The 22,526-nt window shown below is 49.8% G+C and carries 22 protein-coding genes; 18 read left to right on the top strand and 4 right to left on the bottom strand.

Annotation, left to right across the window (positions count from 1 at the left end; translation table 11 throughout):
• Positions 1–79: 79 nt before the first annotated feature.
• Positions 80–3,949 (top strand): lamin tail domain-containing metallophosphoesterase family protein, encoded by a 3,870-nt coding sequence (locus AC2CGA_RS08760; RefSeq protein WP_484480170.1) that lies wholly within the window; start codon positions 80–82, stop codon positions 3,947–3,949.
• Positions 3,950–4,105: 156 nt separating this feature from the next.
• Positions 4,106–4,675 carry a TetR/AcrR family transcriptional regulator gene (locus AC2CGA_RS08755; RefSeq protein WP_443090515.1) on the top strand — a complete coding sequence of 190 codons (570 nt, stop codon included), beginning with the start codon at positions 4,106–4,108 and terminating at the stop codon, positions 4,673–4,675.
• A gap of 150 nt (positions 4,676–4,825) precedes the next feature.
• On the opposite strand, the gene AC2CGA_RS08750 is transcribed toward AC2CGA_RS08755, so the two are convergent.
• From AC2CGA_RS08750 to nagA, 3 genes are read right to left on the bottom strand one after another with little or no spacing between them, the layout of a single operon-like run.
• Positions 4,826–5,557, bottom strand: coding sequence for a GntR family transcriptional regulator (locus tag AC2CGA_RS08750; RefSeq protein ID WP_003151452.1), 732 nt, complete (start codon positions 5,555–5,557; stop codon positions 4,826–4,828).
• 13 nt (positions 5,558–5,570) lie between these two features.
• A complete protein-coding gene (nagB, locus tag AC2CGA_RS08745; protein ID WP_003151453.1) occupies positions 5,571–6,296 on the bottom strand; it encodes a glucosamine-6-phosphate deaminase in 726 nt (241 codons plus the stop codon).
• Entirely contained in the window at positions 6,293–7,483 is a 1,191-nt protein-coding gene (gene nagA / locus AC2CGA_RS08740; RefSeq protein ID WP_014305911.1) for an N-acetylglucosamine-6-phosphate deacetylase, read from the bottom strand. The genes nagB and nagA overlap by 4 nt, the downstream gene beginning before the upstream one ends.
• Positions 7,484–7,652: 169 nt before the next feature.
• Between nagA and hprK the strand changes: the two genes are divergently transcribed.
• The 4 genes from hprK to AC2CGA_RS08720 are packed head-to-tail and all read left to right on the top strand — an operon-like array spanning position 7,653 to position 10,613.
• The gene (hprK, locus tag AC2CGA_RS08735) at positions 7,653–8,585 is read left to right on the top strand and encodes an HPr(Ser) kinase/phosphatase (RefSeq protein ID WP_003151456.1); all 933 of its coding nucleotides are present in this window, start codon (positions 7,653–7,655) and stop codon (positions 8,583–8,585) included.
• A gap of 14 nt (positions 8,586–8,599) precedes the next feature.
• On the top strand, positions 8,600–9,415 hold the full coding sequence (gene lgt / locus AC2CGA_RS08730; protein ID WP_484479695.1) for a prolipoprotein diacylglyceryl transferase: 816 nt from the start codon (positions 8,600–8,602) through the stop codon (positions 9,413–9,415).
• 25 nt (positions 9,416–9,440) lie between these two features.
• Positions 9,441–10,091: a pyrophosphatase PpaX gene (ppaX, locus tag AC2CGA_RS08725; protein WP_349686211.1), complete on the top strand. Its 651-nt coding sequence runs from the start codon at positions 9,441–9,443 to the stop codon at positions 10,089–10,091.
• Between the two features lie 3 nt (positions 10,092–10,094).
• A complete protein-coding gene (locus AC2CGA_RS08720; RefSeq protein ID WP_349686212.1) occupies positions 10,095–10,613 on the top strand; it encodes an acyltransferase in 519 nt (172 codons plus the stop codon).
• Between the two features lie 16 nt (positions 10,614–10,629).
• Here the strand turns inward: AC2CGA_RS08720 and AC2CGA_RS08715 are convergent, their stop codons facing one another.
• Positions 10,630–11,355: a C39 family peptidase gene (locus AC2CGA_RS08715; protein ID WP_052586736.1), complete on the bottom strand. Its 726-nt coding sequence runs from the start codon at positions 11,353–11,355 to the stop codon at positions 10,630–10,632.
• A gap of 241 nt (positions 11,356–11,596) precedes the next feature.
• Here AC2CGA_RS08715 and AC2CGA_RS08710 point away from each other — a divergent pair, with 241 nt between their 5' ends.
• From AC2CGA_RS08710 to AC2CGA_RS08655, 12 genes are all read left to right on the top strand, one after another.
• Positions 11,597–12,769 carry an ATP phosphoribosyltransferase regulatory subunit gene (locus AC2CGA_RS08710; protein WP_044052863.1) on the top strand — a complete coding sequence of 391 codons (1,173 nt, stop codon included), beginning with the start codon at positions 11,597–11,599 and terminating at the stop codon, positions 12,767–12,769.
• Positions 12,762–13,403, top strand: a complete 642-nt coding sequence (gene hisG / locus AC2CGA_RS08705) for an ATP phosphoribosyltransferase (RefSeq protein ID WP_015387648.1) — start codon at positions 12,762–12,764, stop codon at positions 13,401–13,403. Before AC2CGA_RS08710 ends, hisG begins: the two co-directional genes overlap by 8 nt.
• Positions 13,400–14,713: a histidinol dehydrogenase gene (gene hisD, locus AC2CGA_RS08700; RefSeq protein ID WP_052586733.1), complete on the top strand. Its 1,314-nt coding sequence runs from the start codon at positions 13,400–13,402 to the stop codon at positions 14,711–14,713. Before hisG ends, hisD begins: the two co-directional genes overlap by 4 nt.
• On the top strand, positions 14,679–15,263 hold the full coding sequence (hisB, locus tag AC2CGA_RS08695) for an imidazoleglycerol-phosphate dehydratase HisB (RefSeq protein WP_003151464.1): 585 nt from the start codon (positions 14,679–14,681) through the stop codon (positions 15,261–15,263). Before hisD ends, hisB begins: the two co-directional genes overlap by 35 nt.
• On the top strand, positions 15,264–15,902 hold the full coding sequence (hisH, locus tag AC2CGA_RS08690) for an imidazole glycerol phosphate synthase subunit HisH (protein WP_024085845.1): 639 nt from the start codon (positions 15,264–15,266) through the stop codon (positions 15,900–15,902).
• Complete coding sequence (gene hisA, locus AC2CGA_RS08685; RefSeq protein ID WP_014305905.1) at positions 15,899–16,636, top strand: 1-(5-phosphoribosyl)-5-[(5-phosphoribosylamino)methylideneamino]imidazole-4-carboxamide isomerase; 738 nt, start codon at positions 15,899–15,901, stop codon at positions 16,634–16,636. The genes hisH and hisA overlap by 4 nt, the downstream gene beginning before the upstream one ends.
• Positions 16,633–17,391, top strand: a complete 759-nt coding sequence (gene hisF / locus AC2CGA_RS08680) for an imidazole glycerol phosphate synthase subunit HisF (RefSeq protein ID WP_014305904.1) — start codon at positions 16,633–16,635, stop codon at positions 17,389–17,391. Before hisA ends, hisF begins: the two co-directional genes overlap by 4 nt.
• Positions 17,388–18,008, top strand: a complete 621-nt coding sequence (gene hisIE / locus AC2CGA_RS08675) for a bifunctional phosphoribosyl-AMP cyclohydrolase/phosphoribosyl-ATP diphosphatase HisIE (RefSeq protein WP_014305903.1) — start codon at positions 17,388–17,390, stop codon at positions 18,006–18,008. The genes hisF and hisIE overlap by 4 nt, the downstream gene beginning before the upstream one ends.
• A 212-nt stretch (positions 18,009–18,220) precedes the next feature.
• Positions 18,221–19,990: an ABC transporter ATP-binding protein gene (locus tag AC2CGA_RS08670; RefSeq protein ID WP_024085844.1), complete on the top strand. Its 1,770-nt coding sequence runs from the start codon at positions 18,221–18,223 to the stop codon at positions 19,988–19,990.
• Positions 19,991–20,078: 88 nt separating this feature from the next.
• Entirely contained in the window at positions 20,079–20,696 is a 618-nt protein-coding gene (locus AC2CGA_RS08665; protein WP_484480169.1) for a hypothetical protein, read from the top strand.
• A 36-nt stretch (positions 20,697–20,732) separates the two neighbouring features.
• Positions 20,733–21,410, top strand: coding sequence for a response regulator transcription factor (locus AC2CGA_RS08660; RefSeq protein WP_015387652.1), 678 nt, complete (start codon positions 20,733–20,735; stop codon positions 21,408–21,410).
• Positions 21,407–22,468: a sensor histidine kinase gene (locus AC2CGA_RS08655; protein WP_003151480.1), complete on the top strand. Its 1,062-nt coding sequence runs from the start codon at positions 21,407–21,409 to the stop codon at positions 22,466–22,468. The genes AC2CGA_RS08660 and AC2CGA_RS08655 overlap by 4 nt, the downstream gene beginning before the upstream one ends.
• Positions 22,469–22,526: the final 58 nt, after the last annotated feature.

The raw sequence follows: 22,526 nt of genomic DNA, 5'->3' as shown, positions 1-22,526 counted from the left end.
CGAGAGGGCAGCTTTTTTATGTGCGGTTTACATAAGCGGCAGCCTCCTGACGCAACATAATGCATAGGGAGGTAATGAGATGAAACTTGTGATGACGCTCTTTTTTCTGATTGGTTTGCTTTGTGTGAGTCCTTCTGCGGATGCGGCGCGCAAAGAATCGGCAATCCCCGTGAATCAGCAGGAATTCGGACAGCCGCCTCATTACATACCGCTTCTGGAGAATCCTCCCCAAATCGAAGTAAAGGCGGAAATGAAAAGAAACCTGTTCATACAGGCTCATGTACGGAATGCTGACTATCAAGCGTTTTCGGCGTTTCTTTTTTATAAACAAAGCAATGAGCTGGGGTTTAAGATGGTGCCGATGGAGCCCGCGCCAGGCGCAATCCGGCTTTTTACGGCCCAGGTTTCAAAACGGGATATCTGGAATGGAGAATTGGAATATTACCTCGTTTTCACCAACGGCAGACAGCGGGCGGAATCGGAGAAAAAGCGGCTGAAGCTGGACGGCTATCAAGCCGATTTGAATCATATTCCCGAGCTGATGATTACGGAGCTTGCGGTTGATACGAAAAATGAAGACGGCGCTGATGCCTATGAATTTATCGAGGTGTATAACACGACGGACAGGCCCATTCATTTTAAAGACTATCATATCCGCTACCGCTATCCGAAGGAAGGGCCGGAATCAGATATGATATGGAGGCCGAAAGAAGATACCGTCATTCCGTCAGGCGGGACTTACGTGTTTTGGCTGAGACGCGCCGCATCAGAACTGACGATAGATGATTTCAACCGCTATTACGGGACACGTCTGAAGGAAGGAGAACATCTCGCCGTCATCGAAGGGACAGACGGAATGTCCAACGGCCGCCCGCGTACGGTCGTGCTGTCGGCAAATACCGGCAAGGATATCGCCTCAGCGCAATACCGGAAACACGCTTTCCGCCGGCTGACTTCTTTGCTGTACAAATATCCGCTGAACGGAACGGGAGAATTGCTGAAGATCTCCACGAGCGAGCATAAGCCGTCACCGGGCTCCGTTTTTCAGGCGCAGATTCCGCAGCAGAAAAGGGTGATCAAACCGGACAAGGAAAAACCGGTCATCGAAGACCTTACAGACAGAAAGCCCGTCCGGCCCGCTGAAAGCATTGAATTAAAGGCTGACATAAAAGACAAAAACCTTGTCAAAACAGCCGCGTTTTATTACCGGACCAATGAGAAAAAACCATTCAAACGAATTCTGGCCGAAAAAGACCGCAACGACAGCTTATACCATCACATTCTTTATTCCCCGGAACTGCTCGGCCAGGATCAGCTTGAGTATTATATCGCAGCCAGTGATGGAGAAAATGAAGCAAAAACGCCCGTCAAGATGATTGACATTGAACAGACGAGCAAATCACACGGACTCAGAATGAATGTTGAACCGGAAGATACGATATCCGGCACCTATCTGCTCAAAGCGACTTCCGACGTCAGCGCCGATGAGATCAAGCTGTGGATTGACGGCAAGCGGCAGGAGACCCGGCCGGCGCTGGAAAAAGAGGTCTATTTCGCCTTCGATGCCCGGAAAACGAATCTTTATTTTCAAAACACCGTCATGATGGAAAACGAGGTGCTGCACATTTTTGACGATCCGTCTCACCGCTACAGAACGCACTCGGTTCTGCTTCCGGAACGTCTGCTGCTAAAAGGGGGCAAAACACAGAAAGTATCCATCCGTTCGGGCTCAAAGGTTTCTCCGTATGACACGGGAGAGAATCGGGATGATTTTGTCGTGAAACATGCCCGTCTGGTGCTTTCGGACGGAACGGTGATCAAAGACGGGAAGACGGACCCGTCCGAGCAGCTGTTTATCGGTGACGGCAGGCGGGCGAATCAGCAGAAGACCTTCTCATTCAGCCTGCCGGATCATTTGTTTACGTCACGGCTGCTGCCGTGGAACACGGCGAAGCTTTCGGAAGGCTATCACCATATTTTTGTCAGTGACGGTGAGGAGCAGCTGAGCCAATCTGTGAGGGTGGACAATTCGGGGCCGAAGATTGTCCCGGGTATTAAAGAAGGCGCGGCGCTGAAAGGTAATGTTGAGCTGAATGCGGACATCCGTGATAAATGGAGCAAAGTGGAAGAGGTGAAAGCGTTTTTGGACGGAGAAAGCATTACGCTCCCGCATCACACGTCATCAGCCGATCTCAAGCCCGGAAAGCACACCCTTACTATCATTGCGGCAGACCTTGCCGGAAATGAAACAACGTCCGTCCGCACCTTCCATATCAAACGGGAGGAGCCGAACCAGCCGGAGCTTGCCGGTCAAAAAATCGGCGCCCGCAAAGCAAAGCTGTCCGTCCGGGTAAAAGACCCGACGAAGGATGACATGAATGTATCATTTTATCGCGGCTTCCGTTATACCGCGCGGAATCCGGGCAGCGTGAAAGTGTATAAACACGCCTCATTAACGGAACCGCCGAAGGGTGTAAAAGAAAATGAAATGCCGTTTACCCTGCCGGAAATGAACCGTATCTCGGCAAATGACGGAAAAACCGTTTCGGCGGAAAGTATGGAGCGTTTTCCTTATCACCGGTTCGAAGTCTCCGTTGACCCGTCTATCGACGAAACGGATCTGGCCGAGGCGGTCTGGAAAGGAAGCTCTCTGCCCGGCCGAAAGGTAACCATGTATATTTGGAATTACCGGACAAGCCGCTGGCAGGAGGCGGACAGCGTCCTTGCCAAAGATAAAAAGCCGTTTACATTAAAAGCCGCCGTTTCCGCAGCGGATGTGGTGAAGAACTCAAAAATGAATGTCATCGTGCAGGATCAAATACCGGCGAAAGGCAATTACACGTTTGTCTGGATGTCGGATACACAGTATTACGCACAAGGGCACCCGCACATTTTTGACAAAATGACGGAGTGGATCAAAGAAAATAAGGAAAAGCACAATATTAAATATGTCTTTCATACCGGTGATATTGTCGATGATTCAATGGTGATGAAACAGTGGAAAAACGCCGATCACTCCATGCGGACGCTTGACAAGGCGGGGATTCCGTACGGAGTGCTTGCCGGCAATCACGACGTCGGCCATAAAGACGGCACATACCGAACCTTCGGGGATTTCTTCGGGAGCCGCCGGTTTGAACAGAACATGCATTACGGCGGATCATACAAAAATAACCGCGGGCATTATGATCTGCTGTCGGCAAGCGGGAACGATTTTATTATGATTTATATGGGCTGGGGCATTACGGAACAAGAGATTGACTGGATCAATCAAGTGCTGAAGAGGTATCCGGACCGAACCGCCATCTTATGCTTTCATGAGTACTTGCTTGTGAGCGGAAATCGAAGCCCGATCGGGGAGACGATCTATCGAAAAGTCGTCAAGCCGAATCGCAATGTGGCGATGGTATTAAGCGGCCATTACCATAACGCCATGAAAAAAACCGATGCGCTTGACGATGACGGAGACGGAAAACCGGACCGCCTCGTCCACCAAATTCTGACCGACTACCAGGACGGTCCGGAAGGGGGGCAGGGCTTTATGCGCATAATGCAATTTGATCAGGCCGCCAATCAGGTTCACATGTTCTCCTACTCGCCGTACACGGATGACATCAATTACTATGACACCGATCTGTTCGCTGATAAAGACGAATTCTCAGCAGAAATGGATTTACAGCCGAAGAGGAAAAGGGTAGCGACTGATTATTTTGAATGCAACGTTTATACGAACGAACTGCTCGGTCATAAAAAACACGTAAAAAGCGGAAAAACCGCAAATTGGGTCTGGGACGGCCTGCAGCCTGATTCCGTTTATTACTGGTACACCGTCGTGAAGGACCCGTACAACGGCAAAACAATATCACCGCTGTGGATGTTCAAAACGGGAAATACGCCGTATCACCCGGCTCCGGATCAGTTTGATTTCAGGCATGCCTCAAACCCATAGCAAAAACATACACCTGCCGATCGGTCAGAAGAAAATCTGACGGTCAGCAGGTTTTTTTCTGTAACATGCATGGCGGTACTAAGTGTTTTTGACTTTTTTATGTCCCTTTTCTATACTAAAATCGATTGGTTTTCGTAATATGCAGGAGGAAACATAATGAACAGTAAAACCGGGACAAAAGAAAGAATTATTCAAACCTCTGCATATCTTTTTCAGATTCAGGGATACCATGCGACTGGTTTGAATCAAATTATAAAAGAGAGCGGAGCACCCAGAGGGTCAGTGTATCATCACTTTCCAAACGGAAAAGAAGAACTCGCCATTGCGGCGATCAAATATACGGGAAGATGCGTTGAAAAGCAGATACAGAATAGTATGTCTCAATCCGCGGACCCTGTAGAAGCGATTCAGCACTTTATTCATGTAACGGCTGAACAGTTTAATGATCCGCAGAATATTGAGGGCGTGCCGGTTGGATTGCTGGCGGGTGAGACCGCTCTGATCAATGAAACGTTAAGATGCACATGTGTTGAGGTGTTCAAGAAGTGGACGGATGTGTTTGCGGCAAAATTTCTTGAGCATGGGTTTGAACAAGAGGAAGCGGAGAAGCTTGGGATGACAATCAACTCGATGATTGAAGGCGCAATCATGTTTTCATTGGCTCATAAAAACAAAGAACCGCTGCTGCTGATTTCAAAGCAGGTTCCGTATATTGTCCAAAACTGAGGATAGCATTTTATTACTCTTTTCTTTATAAAAATAGATACCGGAACCCCAGCCTCTTCGTTTTGACAGAGTCATAGAGAACATTCACCGGCTTGATTTGAAAATGGCAGATCAAAAAAACATCTCCAACCCGTAACGGTTGGAGATGTTTCATTTCACCCTGTCCATATAATGCACGAATGTGTAGCGGTCGCCTCTGTAGGCGGATTTGACGTGCTCAAAGGCAGTGCCGTCCTGCAGATAAGTGGTCCGCTTGATATAGAGGACGGGGGCGCCGGGCTGGATACCGAGCAGCTCAGCTTCTTCCTCGGAAGCGGTTCCCGGTTCAAGCTCTTGTTTTGCCCGTGAGATCGGCATCTGATTGTACGCTTCAATATGCTCATACATGGATGATTGAAAATGGGAGGCATCCAATTTTCCCGCCTTGTCAAACGGGATGTACGATGCCTCAATCGCCATCGGGATATCATTTGCCAGCCGGACGCGGATGATTTTATGAAGCGTTGCCGGATAGCCGCACCCCAGGATAGAAGATAATTCTTCCGTCGCCTGAATCAGCTGGTATTCGGCAAGTCTGCTCCCCGGCTTCATGCCCCGGCTTCTCATATCTTCGGTGAAGCTTGTCAGCCCTTGAAGCGGCTGTTCCATCTTCAGTTTGCTGACGAACGTTCCCCGGCCTTTCTGTCTGTATAAAAATCCTTCATTCACCAAATTGGAAAGCGCCTGGCGCACCGTCATGCGGCTGATGCCGAATTGTTCGGCGTATTCCCGCTCCGACGGAAGCAGCGCATCCGCTTTCAGCTCGCCGTTTTTGATTTGTGTTTTTAATTGTTCCATAATCTGAAAGTAAATCGGAATCGGAGATTGTTTATCAATCTGCATAGGTCAAATCCTTTCAATCGCCGCCCGCAGCCTTTTCATCAATCAAGACCGTCACATCCGGATGCGCGTGCAGGGCGGAGGCGGGGAATGCTTCGCTGACGCGCCCGTCCAGAAGCTGCTTCACCGCTTGGGCCTTGCTTTTTCCGGATGCCATGATCAGAATCCGTTTGCCGGACAAAATCGTCCCGATCCCCATTGTCAGGGCTTTTTCAGGGACTTGATCAATTGACGGAAAGTACCGCGCATTCGCCTGTCTTGTCTCTTCATTCAGCTCAACAACATGGGTTCGGGATTCAAATGGCGTCCCGGGTTCATTAAAGCCGATATGGCCGTTGTGTCCGATGCCTAAAAGCTGTATATCCGCTCCGCCGAGTGTTTGAATCAATCGGTCATAGCGCCCGCATTCGGCATCAAGATCGTCTGCCCGTCCGTCAGGGAGAAAGTGGCGGTCCTTTCGGCTGTCGATATGTGCAAAAAAATGTGTATTCATATAATAATGATAGCTGTTTTTGTCCTCGGGAGAAAGCCCGGCGTATTCATCAAGGTTGATCGTCGTGACATTCCGGAACGACAAGCCTTCTGAGCGGTGCATCCGCACAAGTTCTTTGTATACGCCTTCAGGAGTGCCTCCCGTCGCAAGGCCGAGAACGGCATCCGGCTTTTGTTTCACTGTTTCAGCGATAATCGCTGCGGCTTTTTCACTTAATTCTTCATAATGTCTGCATGTGATAACGTTCATGTCCAATCAGCCTCCCTTGAGATATATGCGGTGTTTCCGCGGCAAATCGTGGCCAGCACGCCGCACTGTCCGTCCGTCAGAACAACGTCGGCGTCTTTTCCTTCGGCGATGCTTCCTTTACGGTCGAATATGCCGAGGCGGCGGGCCGCATTTGCCGATGTCATATTTGCTATATCCGGCCATGAGCAGTTTGTAAACCTGCGCATGAGCGCCGCGCCTTCATTCATTTTTAAAATGGAACCGGCCAGCGTCCCGTCAGAGAGAAGCGCCGTGTCCCCGCGAACGGTGACTTTTTGTCCGCCGAATTCGTATTCTCCGTCCTTAAGCCCTTTTGCCCGCATGGAGTCTGTAATCATGATCAGGTTTTGGCTTCCTTTCGCCAAATAGGCAAGCTTAACAGCCAGAGGATGAGAATGAATGCCGTCAGTGATCAGCTCCGCCGTGATGCGGCCGCAGGCGAGAGCCGTACCGATGCCCCCCGGCTCACGGTGATGAAAGGAGCTCATGGCGTTAAAGAGGTGCGTCATATGCACCGCCCCGGCATCCGCCGCTTTTTGTAAAAGCTCGGCTCCTGCGTCTGTGTGTCCCATTGAGGGGATGATGTTTTGGTTTTTTAAATAACGGATCAGGCTGAAATCAGGATCTTCTTCCGGCGCAAGCGTCACGATTTTGATCAGCCCTCCCGAGAGCCGCTCCCATTTCTGAAAGAGCCCGGCATCAGCAGGAGTAATCCATTGTTTCGGCTGTGCTCCCGCCTTTTTCGGAGAGACAAACGGTCCTTCTAAATGAATGCCGATCAACTCAGCGCCTTTTTGGGTCTCCGGTGAGGAATACGCCCATTTTTTGGCGTTGATGAGCGCTTTTTCAATGTTTTCGTGCTGCTGTGTGATCGTTGTCGCTAAAAAAGCGGTTGTTCCTTCTTCGGGCAGCCGGGCGGACAGTGTATCAAGAGCCGCAACATCGGCATCCATCGTATCCGCGCCGTATCCGCCGTGAATATGGATATCAATCATTCCGGGAAGCGCATACGAGCCCTCGGGCGCCTTCCATTCCTTCTCATACGTTTCTTGCGGCCTTGTTTTTCCCGCGTAAGAAATGATGCCGTCCTTTATACCGAGAAAACCGTTTCGGATGATTTCTTTTTCTGTTACGATGTCCGCACCGCTGATTAACAAGCTTTCAGCCACTTTAAAACACGCCTTTCTGGTTAGTTGTTAGTTTTATTTTACTCCTTTTCAGACTAGTTATCTAGACCAGTTATGCCGGAATTGTATAAATCTGTTTTGGTTCAGACGGTAAAGTGATAAAATATAACTGTTCAAAGCTCGGAACATCCCAGAACAGGAGGAACATATCTTGGCAAAGGTTCGGACCAAAGACGTAATGGAACAGTTCCATTTAGAATTGATCAGCGGAGAAGAAGGGATTAACCGCCCGATTACGATGAGTGATTTATCACGGCCCGGTATTGAAATCGCCGGTTATTTTACATATTACCCGAGAGAACGGGTGCAGCTTTTAGGAAAAACGGAGCTGTCATTTTTCGATCAGCTTCCCGAGGAAGATAAGAAACAGCGGATGAAATCGCTGTGCACCGATGTGACGCCGGCTATCATACTTTCCAGAGATATGCCGATCCCGCCGGAGCTTGTAGAAGCTTCCGAGCAAAACGGCGTGCCTGTGCTCAGATCCCCTCTGAAAACAACCAGGCTGTCAAGCAGGCTGACGAATTTTCTTGAAAGCCGTCTCGCGCCGACAACGGCCATTCACGGCGTGCTTGTGGATATATACGGCGTCGGCGTGCTCATTACGGGAAAAAGCGGCGTCGGTAAAAGTGAAACGGCGCTGGAGCTTGTCAAACGAGGCCATCGTCTTGTCGCGGATGACTGCGTTGAAATCCGGCAGGAGGATCAGGATACCCTTGTCGGGAACGCGCCTGATCTGATTGAGCATCTGCTCGAAATCAGGGGGCTCGGCATTATAAATGTCATGACGCTGTTCGGGGCGGGCGCCGTCAGAAGCAATAAAAGAATTACAATCGTCATGGACCTTGAGCTTTGGGAGCAAGGAAAGCAATACGATCGTCTCGGACTTGAAGAAGAAAAAATGAAAATCATTGATACGGAAATTACAAAACTGACCATTCCCGTCCGCCCGGGGCGGAATCTCGCCGTTATTATCGAAGTTGCTGCGATGAACTTCAGATTGAAGCGGATGGGCTTAAATGCTGCCGAACAATTCACGAATAAGCTGGCGGATGTCATTGAGGACGGCGAACAAGACGAATAGGAGTTGGCAATAATATGAATGAAGCTGGAACACCGATCAATCCGATTGCCTTGCAGCTCGGGCCTTTATCCGTGCACTGGTACGGCATCATTATCGGCGCGGGCGCGTTAATAGGGCTTTGGATGGCCATGAGGGAGAGTGAAAAGCGGGGGCTGAAAAAGGACATTTTTATTGATCTTGTTCTTTTCGCCATCCCGATCGCAATCATTTGCGCAAGGGCATATTATGTGCTTTTCGAGTGGAGCTATTACTCGGAACACCCCGGGGAAATCATTAAAACTTGGAAAGGCGGCATTGCGATTCACGGCGGATTAATCGGCGCGATCGCAACGGGAATTGTCTTTTCAAAAGTAAGAGGCATCTCATTCTGGAAGCTGGCGGATATTGCCGCGCCGAGTATTCTGCTCGGACAGGCCATCGGACGCTGGGGGAACTTTATCAACCAGGAGGCTCACGGTGGAGCGGTCAGCCGGTCATTTTTGGAAAGTCTGCATCTTCCGGATTTCATCATTAATCAGATGTACATAGACGGACAATATTATCACCCGACGTTTTTGTATGAATCGCTGTGGAGTTTTGCGGGCGTCGTGATTCTGCTTCTGCTCCGCCGCGTGAACCTGCGCAGGGGCAATCTGTTTTTGACGTATGTGATCTGGTATTCAATCGGCAGATACTTTATTGAGGGAATGCGGACGGACAGCCTGATGCTTACGAGCCAGCTTCGGATCGCGCAGGTCATTTCCATTGTGCTGATTGTACTTGCGATTATTTTAATGATTTTCAGACGCATGAAGGGGTATGCCGATAAGCGGTATGCTGACACGGACTGACGACTGAAATCGGAAAGGACATAAGATGACTGATAAACATGTAACCGCCATTTTATTCGATCTCGACGGCACGCTGATTGACACGAATGAACTGATTATCGCTTCTTACCTTCATACGCTTGATCATTATTGCCCGGGGCAGTTTAAAAGGGAAGATGTGCTTCCGTTTATCGGCCCGCCTCTGTACGAAACGTTTTCAGGCATTAATGCCGAAAAGTGCGATGAGATGATCAGCATGTACAGAGCATTCAACCATGAAAAGCACGATGAGCTCGTCACGGAGTACGAAATGGTTTATGAAACGCTGGATGAATTGAAAAAAGCGGGCTATCAGCTTGGTATTGTCACTACTAAGCTGAGGGATACAGTCAATATGGGATTGAAGCTGACAGGCATCGGGGCGTTTTTCGATACTGTCGTCACGCTTGATGATGTAAAGCACCCGAAGCCTGACCCCGAGCCTGTGCGGCTTGCGCTCAGCCGGCTTGGGTGCGATCCGTCGGAAGCCATCATGGTCGGTGACAATTATCACGATGTCATGGCGGGAAAAAACGCCGGCACGAAAACTGCCGGCGTCGCGTGGACGATTAAAGGCGCACAGACGCTTTCCGCCTATGAACCCGATTATATGCTCGAGAAAATGAGTGATTTATTGCACATCACCGGAGTGAAGTAACCCGTGAGAAAAACAGACCGCCATCCGGTTGCAGGTGCAAATTCATTGTGGCATGTTTATCAGACGGTTCCCTTCCTGAAGGTGATGAAAAATTTCATCATCATTCAGATTGCAAGGTATACGCCGTTTTTAAGCGTGAAAAACTGGCTGTACCGAACCTTTTTGAAAATGAATGTCGGAAAACAGACGTCATTCGCGCTGAGGGTGATGCCGGATATCATGTTTCCCGAAAAAATCACTGTCGGAAAAAACAGCATTATCGGCTACAATACGACGATTTTGGCTCATGAATATTTAATACATGAGTACCGGACCGGTTTTGTCACAATCGGTGACGAGGTGATGATCGGGGCAAACACAACCATTCTGCCCGGCGTCACCATCGGGAGCGGAGCCGTTGTATCAGCCGGCACGCTGGTGCACAAAGATGTCCCGGCCGGGGCGTTTGTCGGAGGAAATCCGATGCAGGTGATTTATACGCACGAAGAAATGAAAAAACGAATGGAAAACCCCGCAGATTAACGTCAGCGGGGTTTTTTTATGACTTGATCACAATGGCCTGGCTGCCCATCTGCTTCCAGGCTTTTTCAAAGTCAGACCGGTCTGTTTTTCTGTTTTTATAGCCGTAAGGATCATTAACGTAAACATAATCGTGATCATAACCGGTTACGGCTACGCTATGCATGCTGAACGTAATGTCGATCTTTCCGTTCGGCGTATCCCAAGTCTGCATATGATCAACCGGCTTAAAGGATGTGGTGGTAATCACCCAGACCGGCCGCCCTTTTTCAAGCTGGCGGTACACTGAAGAAATGTCTTTTCCCGTAAGATCGTATACTTTGTTTCCCGCATATTCTTTGGCAAGTTTATCAATCGGCTCATGATAAACGCCTAAACCCGGGCCGTTTTCCATATCTCCGGCAAATCCTTCATTCGGATCTCCCTTCAGCCCGCTGCTGTATGTGAGCGGAACTTTATTGATTTTATCCGCCAATGTATTTTTTGACACATGATATCCGGCATTGTTCAAAATCATGGCAAGGCTGGTCACCTCACAGCCATTGTACAGTCTGGGAGTATCCATCTGTCTGTACAGAACGACATTCAGCGGTGACGCGCTCCCTTTTAACGGTGTTTTCTCATCAGGCTCGTCGGACTGCTGATTGAAAAAATTTAAATGAATATCGTTTGTATAGATGTTATATCCCAGATAGACAAGGATGGCTGTCAGAATCAGCACACATAATGTTCCAAGCGTCTTCATTATCAATTATTCTCCCTTGTTTCTGATGAAGCTGTTCTATGTATTATAGCACTTCTGCTCAATATGATTCGATCGTTCCGATATGTTTACAGGTTTGTTCATTCTTTAGCCATGTTTATGGAAAAGAATAGGCGGACATTGGGCGTTGCAATCCATTCTTTTATCTGCTAACATATTATCATATTAGCGAACTAAAGGATTCGGAATTTTCCTTCAGACAAAGCGGAGGTGTAAAAGGCAAATGTTTATGTTTGAGAAACCGCATGGCATGAGAGATACGCTGCCCGGTTTATACGAAGCCAAGAAAAAAGTCCGTTCCACACTGACGGATTTAATTGATAAATGGGGTTATCAGTTTATGGAGACGCCGACCCTAGAATTCTATGAAACAGTAGGCGTCCAGTCAGCCATTGAAGAACAGCAGCTGTTTAAGCTTCTCGATCAGGACGGAAAAACGCTTGTGCTTCGGCCTGACATGACCGGACCGATTGCCAGGGTGGCGGCATCTAAGCTGCACAAACACAATCATCCGCTCAGAGCGGGGTACGCGGCAAGCGTCTATCGCGCTCAGGAGCGGGAAGGCGGACGTCCGGCCGAATTCGAACAGGTCGGCGCGGAGCTGATCGGCGACGGATCAACAAGCGCGGACGCCGAGGTGATTGCGCTGGCGGCCGGCGCTTTGAAAAACGCGGGATTGCAACGGTTTAAAATCGCGATCGGCCATGCCGGACTCGCTGATGAGCTGTTTGTCGAGGTTTTGGGTAATGCCGAGCGGGCGGATGTTCTGCGGCGCTTTCTCTTTGAAAAGAATTACGTGGGATACAGGGAACATGTCAAATCGCTTCCGCTTTCTTCAATAGACAAAAGCCGGCTGCTCGCACTTTTGGAATTGCGAGGCGGGAAAGAGATTTGCGCCAAAGCGGAGGAGATCATCGGAATCTCCGGACAAAGCTTAATTCAGGAGCTGGAAGACCTGTGGGACATTCTTGAGGATTACGGATGTGCCGAGCATATTCGCCTTGATCTGAATATGGTAAGCCATATGAGTTATTACACGGGAATTTTATTCGAAGTGTACGCGGCAAATGTCGGTTTCGTCATCGGAAGCGGCGGACGCTATAACAATCTCCTCGGCCATTTCGGCAGTCCCGCTCCTGCCACGGGCTTCGGGCTCCGTATCGACAGGCTGATTGAAGCGCTCGGCATTCAGGAAGAAACAAGTGAAGCGGACGCCGTGATTTTCAGCAAGGAGCAGCGGGCCCAGGCTATTTTATTCGCGGAGGAAGAAAGGGCGAGAGGCAGAAAAGTCGTCCTGCAGGATCTGGCGGGCATTGAAAATATCGATCACATGACAAAATCATTCGCAAACGTCACATACTTTATCGGTGCCAGAAAGGAAGAGAGGAATGGGTAAGGTACTCACAATGGCAATGCCAAAAGGACGGATATTCGAAGAAGCGGCCGGGTTGCTGAGGCAGGCCGGATACAGGCTGCCCGAGGAGTTTGAAGAATCGAGAAAACTGATCATTGACGTTCCTGAAGAAAATCTCCGCTTTATTCTGGCAAAGCCGATGGATGTTACGACTTATGTCGAGCATGGCGTCGCTGATGCCGGTATTGCCGGAAAGGATGTCATGCTTGAGGAAGAGCGTGACGTGTATGAGGTGCTCGATCTGAAAATCAGCAAATGCCATCTCGCCGTTGCGGGGCTTCCCGGGGCGGATTGGAACGGAGTCGCACCGAGGATTGCGACTAAATATCCGAATGTTGCGTCGAGTTATTTCAGAGAGCAGGGCGAGCAGGTGGAAATCATTAAGCTGAACGGCTCCATTGAGCTGGCGCCTTTAATCGGGCTTGCTGACAGAATCGTAGATATCGTATCAACCGGGCGGACATTAAAGGAAAACGGTCTCGTTGAATCAGAACATATTTGTGACATCACATCGCGTTTTATCGTCAATCCGGTCAGCTACCGCATGAAGGATGATGTAATCGACGAAATGGCGGCCAGGCTGGCACGGGTTGTGGAAGGAGAAACGGCAAAATGAACATAACCGCAGTAAAAAGAAGCGAGCGGTTTTCACTGAAGCGTTCCATCGACAGCGGAACCGAAGAGCAGCGGAAAACCGTCAGGGGGATTATTGAAGACGTCAGACAAAACGGTGACAAAGCCGTTTTGGCCTATACAAAAACATTTGACGGCATCAGCCTGAACCAAATGGCCGTGAGCGCAGAGGAAATCACCGAGGCATACCGTCTGCTTGATGATCAGCTGCTGGAAGTGATCAGACAGGCGATTGCCAATATTAAAAAATATCACGAGCGCCAGCTGCAATCCTCTTGGTTTTACCATCGCAAAGACGGCTCGATGCTCGGACAGAAAATAACGGCGCTCGATTCCGCGGGCGTATACGTGCCGGGCGGGACGGCCGCTTATCCGTCTTCCGTTTTAATGAATGTCATCCCCGCGCTCGCTGCGGGAGTGGAACGGATCGTTCTCGTCAGTCCTCCGGGAAAAGACGGCCGCCTTTCGCCGGGCGTTCTGGCGGCGGCCTCTGAGCTCGGCATAAAAGAAATTTACAAAGCGGGAGGCGCGCAGGCGATTGCCGCGCTCGCTTACGGAACGGAAACGATACAGCCTGTTGATAAGATCACGGGCCCCGGAAATATATTTGTAGCACTCGCGAAGCGCGAAGTCTTCGGCGTTGTGGATATTGACATGATTGCCGGGCCAAGTGAAATCGTGGTCCTGGCAGACGATACGGCGGTGCCCAAAGAAGTCGCCGCTGACCTGCTTTCACAGGCCGAACACGATATGCTCAGTTCAAGCGTGCTTGTCACCGATTCACAGAAGCTTGCCGAAGCGGTATCAGATGAGGTGAATAAACAGCTTCAGACCCTGCCGCGCAAAGAAATAGCCGAAGCGTCGATCAGGGATCACGGCCGCATTTATATTACGGAATCGATGGAAGATGCGGTGGACACGGTGAATGAGCTGGCGCCCGAGCATTTAGAAATCATGACGCATTCGCCGGAGGCTTTGCTTGGAAGCATCAGACACGCGGGGGCGATTTTCTTAGGACGATACAGCGCTGAACCGGTCGGCGATTATTTTGCCGGACCGAATCACGTTTTGCCGACAAACGGAACGGCGCGGTTTTCAAGCCCGCTGAATGTAACAGATTTTCAAAAGAAATCGAGCATCATCTCTTACAGCCGGAAGGCATTTGAAACGCACGCGGACAGCATTTCCGCCTTCGCGAGACTGGAAGGGCTTGAAGCGCACGCAAGATCGATTGAAGCGAGAAACGGAGGAATGACCGATGAGAAAAGCGGAACGCGCCAGAACAACAAATGAGACGGATATAAGGCTGGCTTTCGAAATAGACGGAGAAGGAAAAGCCGACATCAGCACGGATGTGCCGTTTATGACTCATATGCTTGATTTGTTCACAAAGCACGGGCAATTCAATTTAACGGTTGACGCAAAAGGCGATACGGAGATAGATGATCACCATACGACTGAAGATATCGGCATCTGTTTAGGGCAGGCTTTTTTGGAGGCGCTCGGTGATAAAAAAGGGATCAAACGGTACGGATCAGCGCTTGTGCCCATGGACGAAGCGCTCGCCCAAGTCGCCGTAGACCTGAGCAACCGGCCGCACCTTGAGATGCGCGCTGCATTTCCGCAAGCGAAAGTCGGAACGTTTGATACCGAGCTGGTACATGAATTCCTATGGAAACTGGCGCTCGAAGCGAGAATGAATCTGCACGTCATCGTTCATTACGGCACGAATACCCATCATATGATAGAAGCCGTATTTAAGGCGCTTGGCAGAGCGCTTGATGAAGCGTCATCCATTGATCCGCGCGTCAAGGGTGTGCCGTCTACGAAAGGAATGCTGTAAATGATCGGTGTAATTGATTACGGTATGGGCAATTTATTCAGCGTGTCGAAAGCGCTGGAACGCGTCGGCGTCCCGTATGTCGTATCAGACCGGCCGGAAGAGCTTGAAAAAGCGGATGCTTTTATTCTTCCAGGTGTCGGATCATTCAGTGACGCCATGGACAATTTACGCAGCACGAAGCTTGATCAATTCATACACCGTATGGTTGACGAGGGTAAGCTGCTCCTCGGCATCTGCCTCGGCATGCAGCTCATTTTCGAAGAAAGCACCGAAAACGGCTCTGCAAAAGGACTTGGTTTATTAGCCGGAAAAGCTGTGAGACTCAAAGACAGAGATGCCGAAGGAAACAAGCTGAAGGTGCCGCATATGGGCTGGAACCGGCTGACGTTTCACCAAACGTCTCCTTTGCTTTCGGAAGCGGAAGAAGGCTTCGTTTACTTTGTCCATTCCTATTATATAGACGGGATGGAAGACGGCGATCTTCTGGCAAGCGCTGAGTACGGCGTTCGTGTTCCGGCTGTCGTCGGGAAACGCAATATCTTCGGTGCACAGTTTCACCCAGAAAAAAGCGGTACAGCCGGAATGGCGATCTTAACACAATTTACAAAAATGGCAGCGGAACAGAAGGTGAAGAAATGAACGCTTTTACATTATATCCGGCAATCGATATGAGAAACGGCAAATGCGTCCGCCTCATCCAAGGCGATTACGGCAAGGAAACGATATACGGTGACTCTCCTTTAGACATGGCGGCGCAATTTGCACAAGAAGGCGCCGAATGGATTCATCTCGTGGACCTTGACGGCGCGAAAGCAGGCAGGAAAGTAAACGACAGGCATGTTCTTGACATTGCGCGGCAGCTTGATGTCAAAGTCGAGATCGGCGGCGGTATCCGTTCTGAAGCGGATGTGTACGGTTATTTATCACAAGGCGTTGATCGCGTCATTCTCGGCAGCTCGGCCGTTTCCGATCCGGCATTTGTGAAGAGCATGCTGAAACAATACGGCGGCAAAATCGCGATCGGCCTTGATGCAAGAAACGGTTATGTCTCGACGGAAGGCTGGCTGGAAACATCCTCGGTAAGGGCGGCCGATCTGGGCCGTGAATTGGCGGCCGAAGGAGCGGAAACCTTCATTTTCACGGATATTGCAACTGACGGCATGCTGTCAGGACCGAACATCGACAGCACCGTTCAGCTCGCAAAAGCAACGGGAAAAGACGTCATTGCTTCAGGCGGAGTCAGCTCAGTCGCCGATCTCAAAGCACTGGCCCGCTTCAAAGACGCCGGCGTATCGGGAGCGATTATCGGAAAAGCACTGTATACAAAACAATTTTCATTGGCTGAAGCGCTCAGCGGGGTGAAGGACGCATGATCACGAAACGAATCATTCCGTGTCTCGATGTGAAAGAAGGACGCGTCGTCAAGGGCATTCAATTTCTCGGGCTGAAAGATGCGGGCGATCCTGTCGAGCTGGCCGAAGCCTACGACAGGGAGGGCGCTGACGAACTTGTTTTTCTCGACATTTCCGCCTCTCACGAAGGCCGCAAGACGATGACAGACGTCGTAGAACAAGTTGCGGCAAAACTGGCGATTCCGTTTACGGTCGGCGGCGGAATCAATCAATTAAGCGATATGAAACGAATGCTTCGCGCCGGCGCTGACAAGGTATCCGTTAATACAGCGGCCGTTCTCCGTCCCGAGCTGATTACGGAAGGAGCTGAGTTTTTCGGCTCGCAATGCATCGTAGCGGCGATTGATGCAAAGTATGACGAAGATTCGGATTGCTATAAAGTGTACACGCACGGCGGCAGACAGAAAACCGAGCGGGAAGTCACGGCCTGGGCAAAAGAAGCCGTCAGCCGGGGAGCGGGTGAAATCCTGCTGACAAGCATGGACGCAGACGGTGAGAAAACAGGCTTTAATCATACGCTCACACAGCTTGTCTCACGTGCCGTCCCGGTGCCCGTCATTGCGTCAGGGGGAGCCGGCAGCGCGCGCCATATGCTTGAAGCCTTCACAGTCGGTGAAGCGGACGCCGCGCTTGCAGCTTCTATTTTCCATTACAAAGAGACATCTATAAAAGAAGTGAAAGATTATATGAAGAAACACGGGGTGAATGTGAGATGAAACAGGCAGATGAACTGCGGTTTGACGAGGCCGGACTGATACCCGCCATCATACAGGATGCGGCAAGCAAAGAAGTGCTGACACTGGCTTATATGAACCGAGAATCCTATGAAAAAACGATAGAAACGAAAGAAACCTGGTTTTACAGCCGTTCACGCGGGGAGCTGTGGCATAAAGGAGCGACATCGGGGAATACCCAAAAGGTGAAAGCCATCCGTTATGATTGCGATCAAGATGCCCTTGTCGTGCTTGCGGAGCCCTCAGGACCCGCATGCCATAAGGGAAGCTACAGCTGTTTTTCCACGGAAAAAGCAGACGCGCAGGATCGTTTCGGCATCTTAAATGAACTGGAAAGCGTGATCGCCAAACGGCAGGCGGAGATGCCTGACGGAGCCTACACAACGTACCTGTTTCGGGAAGGCGTCGATAAAATCCTCAAAAAAGTCGGCGAGGAAGCCGCAGAGGTTATTATCGCCGCAAAAAACCGCGACCATGAAGAATTAAAATGGGAAGCGGCGGATTTGCTGTATCATTTGCTCGTTCTTCTGCGTGAGCAGTCGCTTCCTTTGGATGACGTGCTTGACGTCCTTGCGAAACGCCATTCAGCATCTGAGTAAAAACAAACCTCACGGAGAGATCCGTGAGGTTTTTATTCTGTCAAACTTAAACATTCAATAAAATATTCCTTATTTCCGCAACCGAAGGCAGATGAATTTGATAATATTGACTAATAGAGTTTATTTTGGTTTTTATCAAAAATATACGTTTTGTTCATATTCCGTTCATGCACATCCGTTATAGTATAAACAGTGATATAGGAGGAAAACATATGCCGAATAAACAACCAAAACCAAAAGGGAAATTCAACTCATTCTTTTCATTAGTCAAAAAAACAAAACCATCATACGGTATGCTGGCCTTCGCGCTGTCTCTCAGTATTGTGACAACGCTCGTCAGCCTGCTGATTCCGCTGTTGACAAAGCAGCTCGTTGACGGCTTTTCCGTGTCGTCGCTGTCAGGCGTGCAAATCGGAATCATCGCAGCCGTGTTTATCGTACAGGCCGCATTAAGCGCCTACGCCACCTACGCCCTGAACTACAGCGGCCAGAAAATCATCTCGGGACTGCGTGATTTGTTGTGGCAGAAATTAATTAAACTGCCCGTCTCTTATTTTGACAAAAACGCCACGGGAGAAACGATCAGCCGTGTCACCAATGACACAATGGTGGTAAAAGAGCTGATCACAAACAATATCAGCGGATTTATTACCGGAATCATTTCCGTTATCGGGTCACTGACGATCTTATTTTTCATGAACTGGAAGCTCACATTGCTCGTGCTGATCGTCGTTCCGCTGGCTGCGGTGATTTTAGTGCCGATCGGCCGGAAAATGTTTAAAATTTCTCGGGAAACACAGGATGAAACGGCGAGATTCACAGGATTATTAAACCACATCCTCCCGGAAATCAGGCTTGTAAAAGCGTCAAACGCTGAAGAAGCGGAATACGGACGCGGAAAAGCAGGCATCATGGCGCTCTTTAAACTCGGGCTGCGTGAAGCGAAGGTGCAGTCGCTCGTAGGCCCGCTTATTACACTTGTATTAATGGCGGCGCTGGTCGCTGTCATCGGGTACGGCGGGATGCAGGTGTCATCCGGTGAATTGACAGCCGGCGCACTCGTTGCCTTTATCCTGTATTTGTTTCAGATCATTATGCCGATGGGCCAGATCACTTCATTTTTCACACAGCTTCAAAAATCCGTCGGCGCAACGGAACGGATGATTCATATTCTTGCAGAAAAAGAAGAAGATATCCAAACCGGAAAAGCCATTGAAAACGCAGATCAGCCGATTAAGCTCGAACAAGTCTCATTCGGCTACAAAACAGATCAAACCATCTTAAAAGACATTACGGCTACGATTGAGGCCGGCAAAGTCACCGCGATCGTCGGACCGAGCGGCGGCGGGAAAACAACGTTATTTAAGCTGCTTGAACGATTCTACAACCCGACTGCGGGCAGCATCCTGCTCGGAAATGAACCGATTGATGCGTATTCCCTTGAGTCATGGCGGGAGCATATCGGCTACGTGTCGCAAGAAAGCCCGTTAATGTCAGGCACCATCCGCGACAATATCTGCTACGGATTAAAACGCGAGGTGACCGATGAGGAACTGAGGCAAGCGGCTGACATGGCCTACGCCCTGCAATTTATTGAAGACTTACCGAAGAAATTTGAAACAGAGGTCGGTGAGCGGGGAATTATGCTGTCAGGCGGACAGCGCCAGCGCATCGCCATTGCCAGAGCGCTCCTTCGCAACCCGAGCATTCTGATGCTTGATGAAGCGACATCAAGTCTGGACAGCCAATCTGAAAAATGGGTGCAGCAGGCGCTGGAAGTTCTAATGGAAGGCCGCACCACGATCGTGATCGCCCATCGTTTATCCACGGTTGTGGATGCAGATCAGCTTCTCTTTGTCGAACAGGGTGAAATCACCGGACGGGGCACACACCATGAATTAATGGCATCCCATTCGCTGTACCGCGATTTTGCGGAGCAGCAGCTGAAGCTGAATGCCGACTTAGAAAACAAAGCTGTGTAAAGCAAGACTTTATGAATAGAAAGCAGCTGAAAAAGCTGCTTTTTATTTTGCAGCCGGAGTTCTCTTCATAGAAAGCGGGGGTTAAATTATGAAAAAACGCACAAAGATTTTTTATTGTCACGCGGCCTTACTGCTCGTATTCATGACTGCCGGGTGTACGGACGGTAACGATGAAGAGCCGAGCCATTCTTCAAGTCCGGCCGGAGAAAGCAGCGGCATCAACAAGGCTGAAACAGCATCAGCGGCAGAAAAAAAAGAACCCGTAAACAAAGGTTCACATCACATCTCTGCGGACAAAAGCCAACCGAACAACATGTCGGCAGATTATTCTCCTCTGCAAATTGAATATGCCCGCATCTGGCTGCAGCTTGGGGAAAATCAGCAGATAGATGAATTGAACGTTCGCCGCATTCCGGCCGGGGCATACGTCAACCCTGACGATCATACGAGCGCCCGCTATCCCGAAGATGTTACGCAGTTAGCAGGCTCCCGGTTAGTCGATGGGTCAGTCACTTACAGCAGCGATGGTGACGGTACCATTCAGGTATACAATGTTCCTTTGCGCTGGGAGTCTCGTGAAGATACTGATCAAGGCGTAATGAAAGAAGTGACGGAGGAAATGATCCGCCATACAAAAAAAGTGTCTGTCGATACAGGAGACAATGAAAAAATAAGACGGTTAATAGACATCATGTCGATTCATTAAAAGAAGACAGGCAAAAAAGCAGAAGGAGGGATTTTTATGGCTGTCATATTGGTTGCGGATGACGACCGCCATATCCGTGAGCTTGTCCGACTCATGATGGAGCAGAGCGGCTTTGACGTCGCAGAAGCGGAAGACGGGGAAGCGGCGGTGCGGCTGATCGAATCAGCACCTATTGATCTCATCATACTGGATGTGATGATGCCGAAAATGGACGGGTTTGAAGTCAGTGAAGCCGTCCGCAGCTTTACGGACATTCCGATTTTGATGCTGACGGCAAAAGGCGAAACGCTGGACAAAGTGCAAGGTTTTACTTCCGGAGCGGATGATTATCTCGTCAAACCGTTTGAGCCGCTTGAGCTGGAAGCAAGGGTCAAAGCATTGCTGAAACGGTACCGGATCACCGCTGAAAAACTGCTGACCATCGGAAATGTCACATTAGATAAGCAATCCCGCACCGTAACGCGCGGCGGCGGAGCGGGATTGACGCTGCCCCGGCGTGAATTTGAGCTTTTATTTAAGCTCGCCGGTTATCCGAATAAGACGTTTTCAAGAGAACAATTAATAGAAGATATTTGGGGCTTTGATTATGAAGGTGACGAGCGGACGGTTGATGTTCATGTTAAAAGGCTGAGGGAACGGTTTCCGGAAAAGGACTATCCGTTTGCCATCCATACGGTGCGGGGGCTCGGGTATCGGTTTGTGGTGACAGAATGAAACGGATCTTCAGAACGGCTGGAAAAATCATCATCCTTCTCACCGTCACCGCATTCTTATGGCTGGCGGCTCATCTGATCGTTCAGGGATTCGGTCTCATATGGCCGATTTTGCTTGTGCCGTACGCCGAGCAGATTCTGACGCTCTGGCTTGTTTTCGGCCTGCTGTTTATAACGATGTTTATCTTTTCAAAGTCAGCACGTGAAAGACATCATGCGATCTGGGATTCGCTGACCGCCACGATCAAGCAAATGTCGAGCGGCAACTTCACAGCGGCCGCCTCCAGGAAAATGGAGAAGATTGAACGGGACCACCCCGTGACGAAATTGGCTGATGAACTGTCGACACTCGCCGCGGAACTGAGTGAAATGGAAAAGCTGAAACAAGAATTTATTTCGAACGTTTCCCATGAAATCCAAACCCCGCTTACTTCATTAAAGGGCTACGCGCACCTCCTGAAAAAACCGGATTTATCATATGAGGAGCGGGGGCGCTATTTACACATCATCGAGACAGAAACAGAACGATTATCAAAAATCAGTGAAAATCTGCTGAAGCTCACTGCGCTTGAACGCCAAACCGAACCGATACAAAAAAAACCGTTCCGCATTGACAAACAGCTGCGGCGCACCATATTGACCTGTGAGCCTGAATGGTCCGCCAAACAGATTGAGTTTCTCATTGATTTACAGGAGTCGTATGTGTACGGAGATGAAGCGCTGCTCAGCCAAGTATGGATGAATCTGATTCACAATGCCGTGAAATTTACCGGTGAAGGCGGCAGCATTTCCGTTAAAATTGTTGATCTGCCGGGAGCGGCGGCTGTCGAAATCGCCGACGACGGAATCGGAATGGAGCCTGAACAGGCGGAGCGGGTATTTGAACGGTTTTATAAAGCGGATAAGGCGAGAAACGCAGGGGGAAGCGGGCTCGGCCTGTCCATCGCCCAAAAAATCGCAGAGCTGCACGGCGGTTCGATAGAGGTTGAGAGCAAGCGCGGCGAAGGAACCCTTTTCCGCGTCATTCTTCCAGCCGAGCCTCGTGAAAAAAACAGCTAAAATCTGGTCGAACCAGCCAGTAAAAAACGAAGCCGATCCTGTCTTTTGAACTATTGAG

Source organism: Bacillus sp. SYZHCR11 (assembly GCF_057196865.1).
Note: the sequence above shows the minus strand (reverse complement) of the source record. Positions and strands in the feature narration are given on the sequence as shown.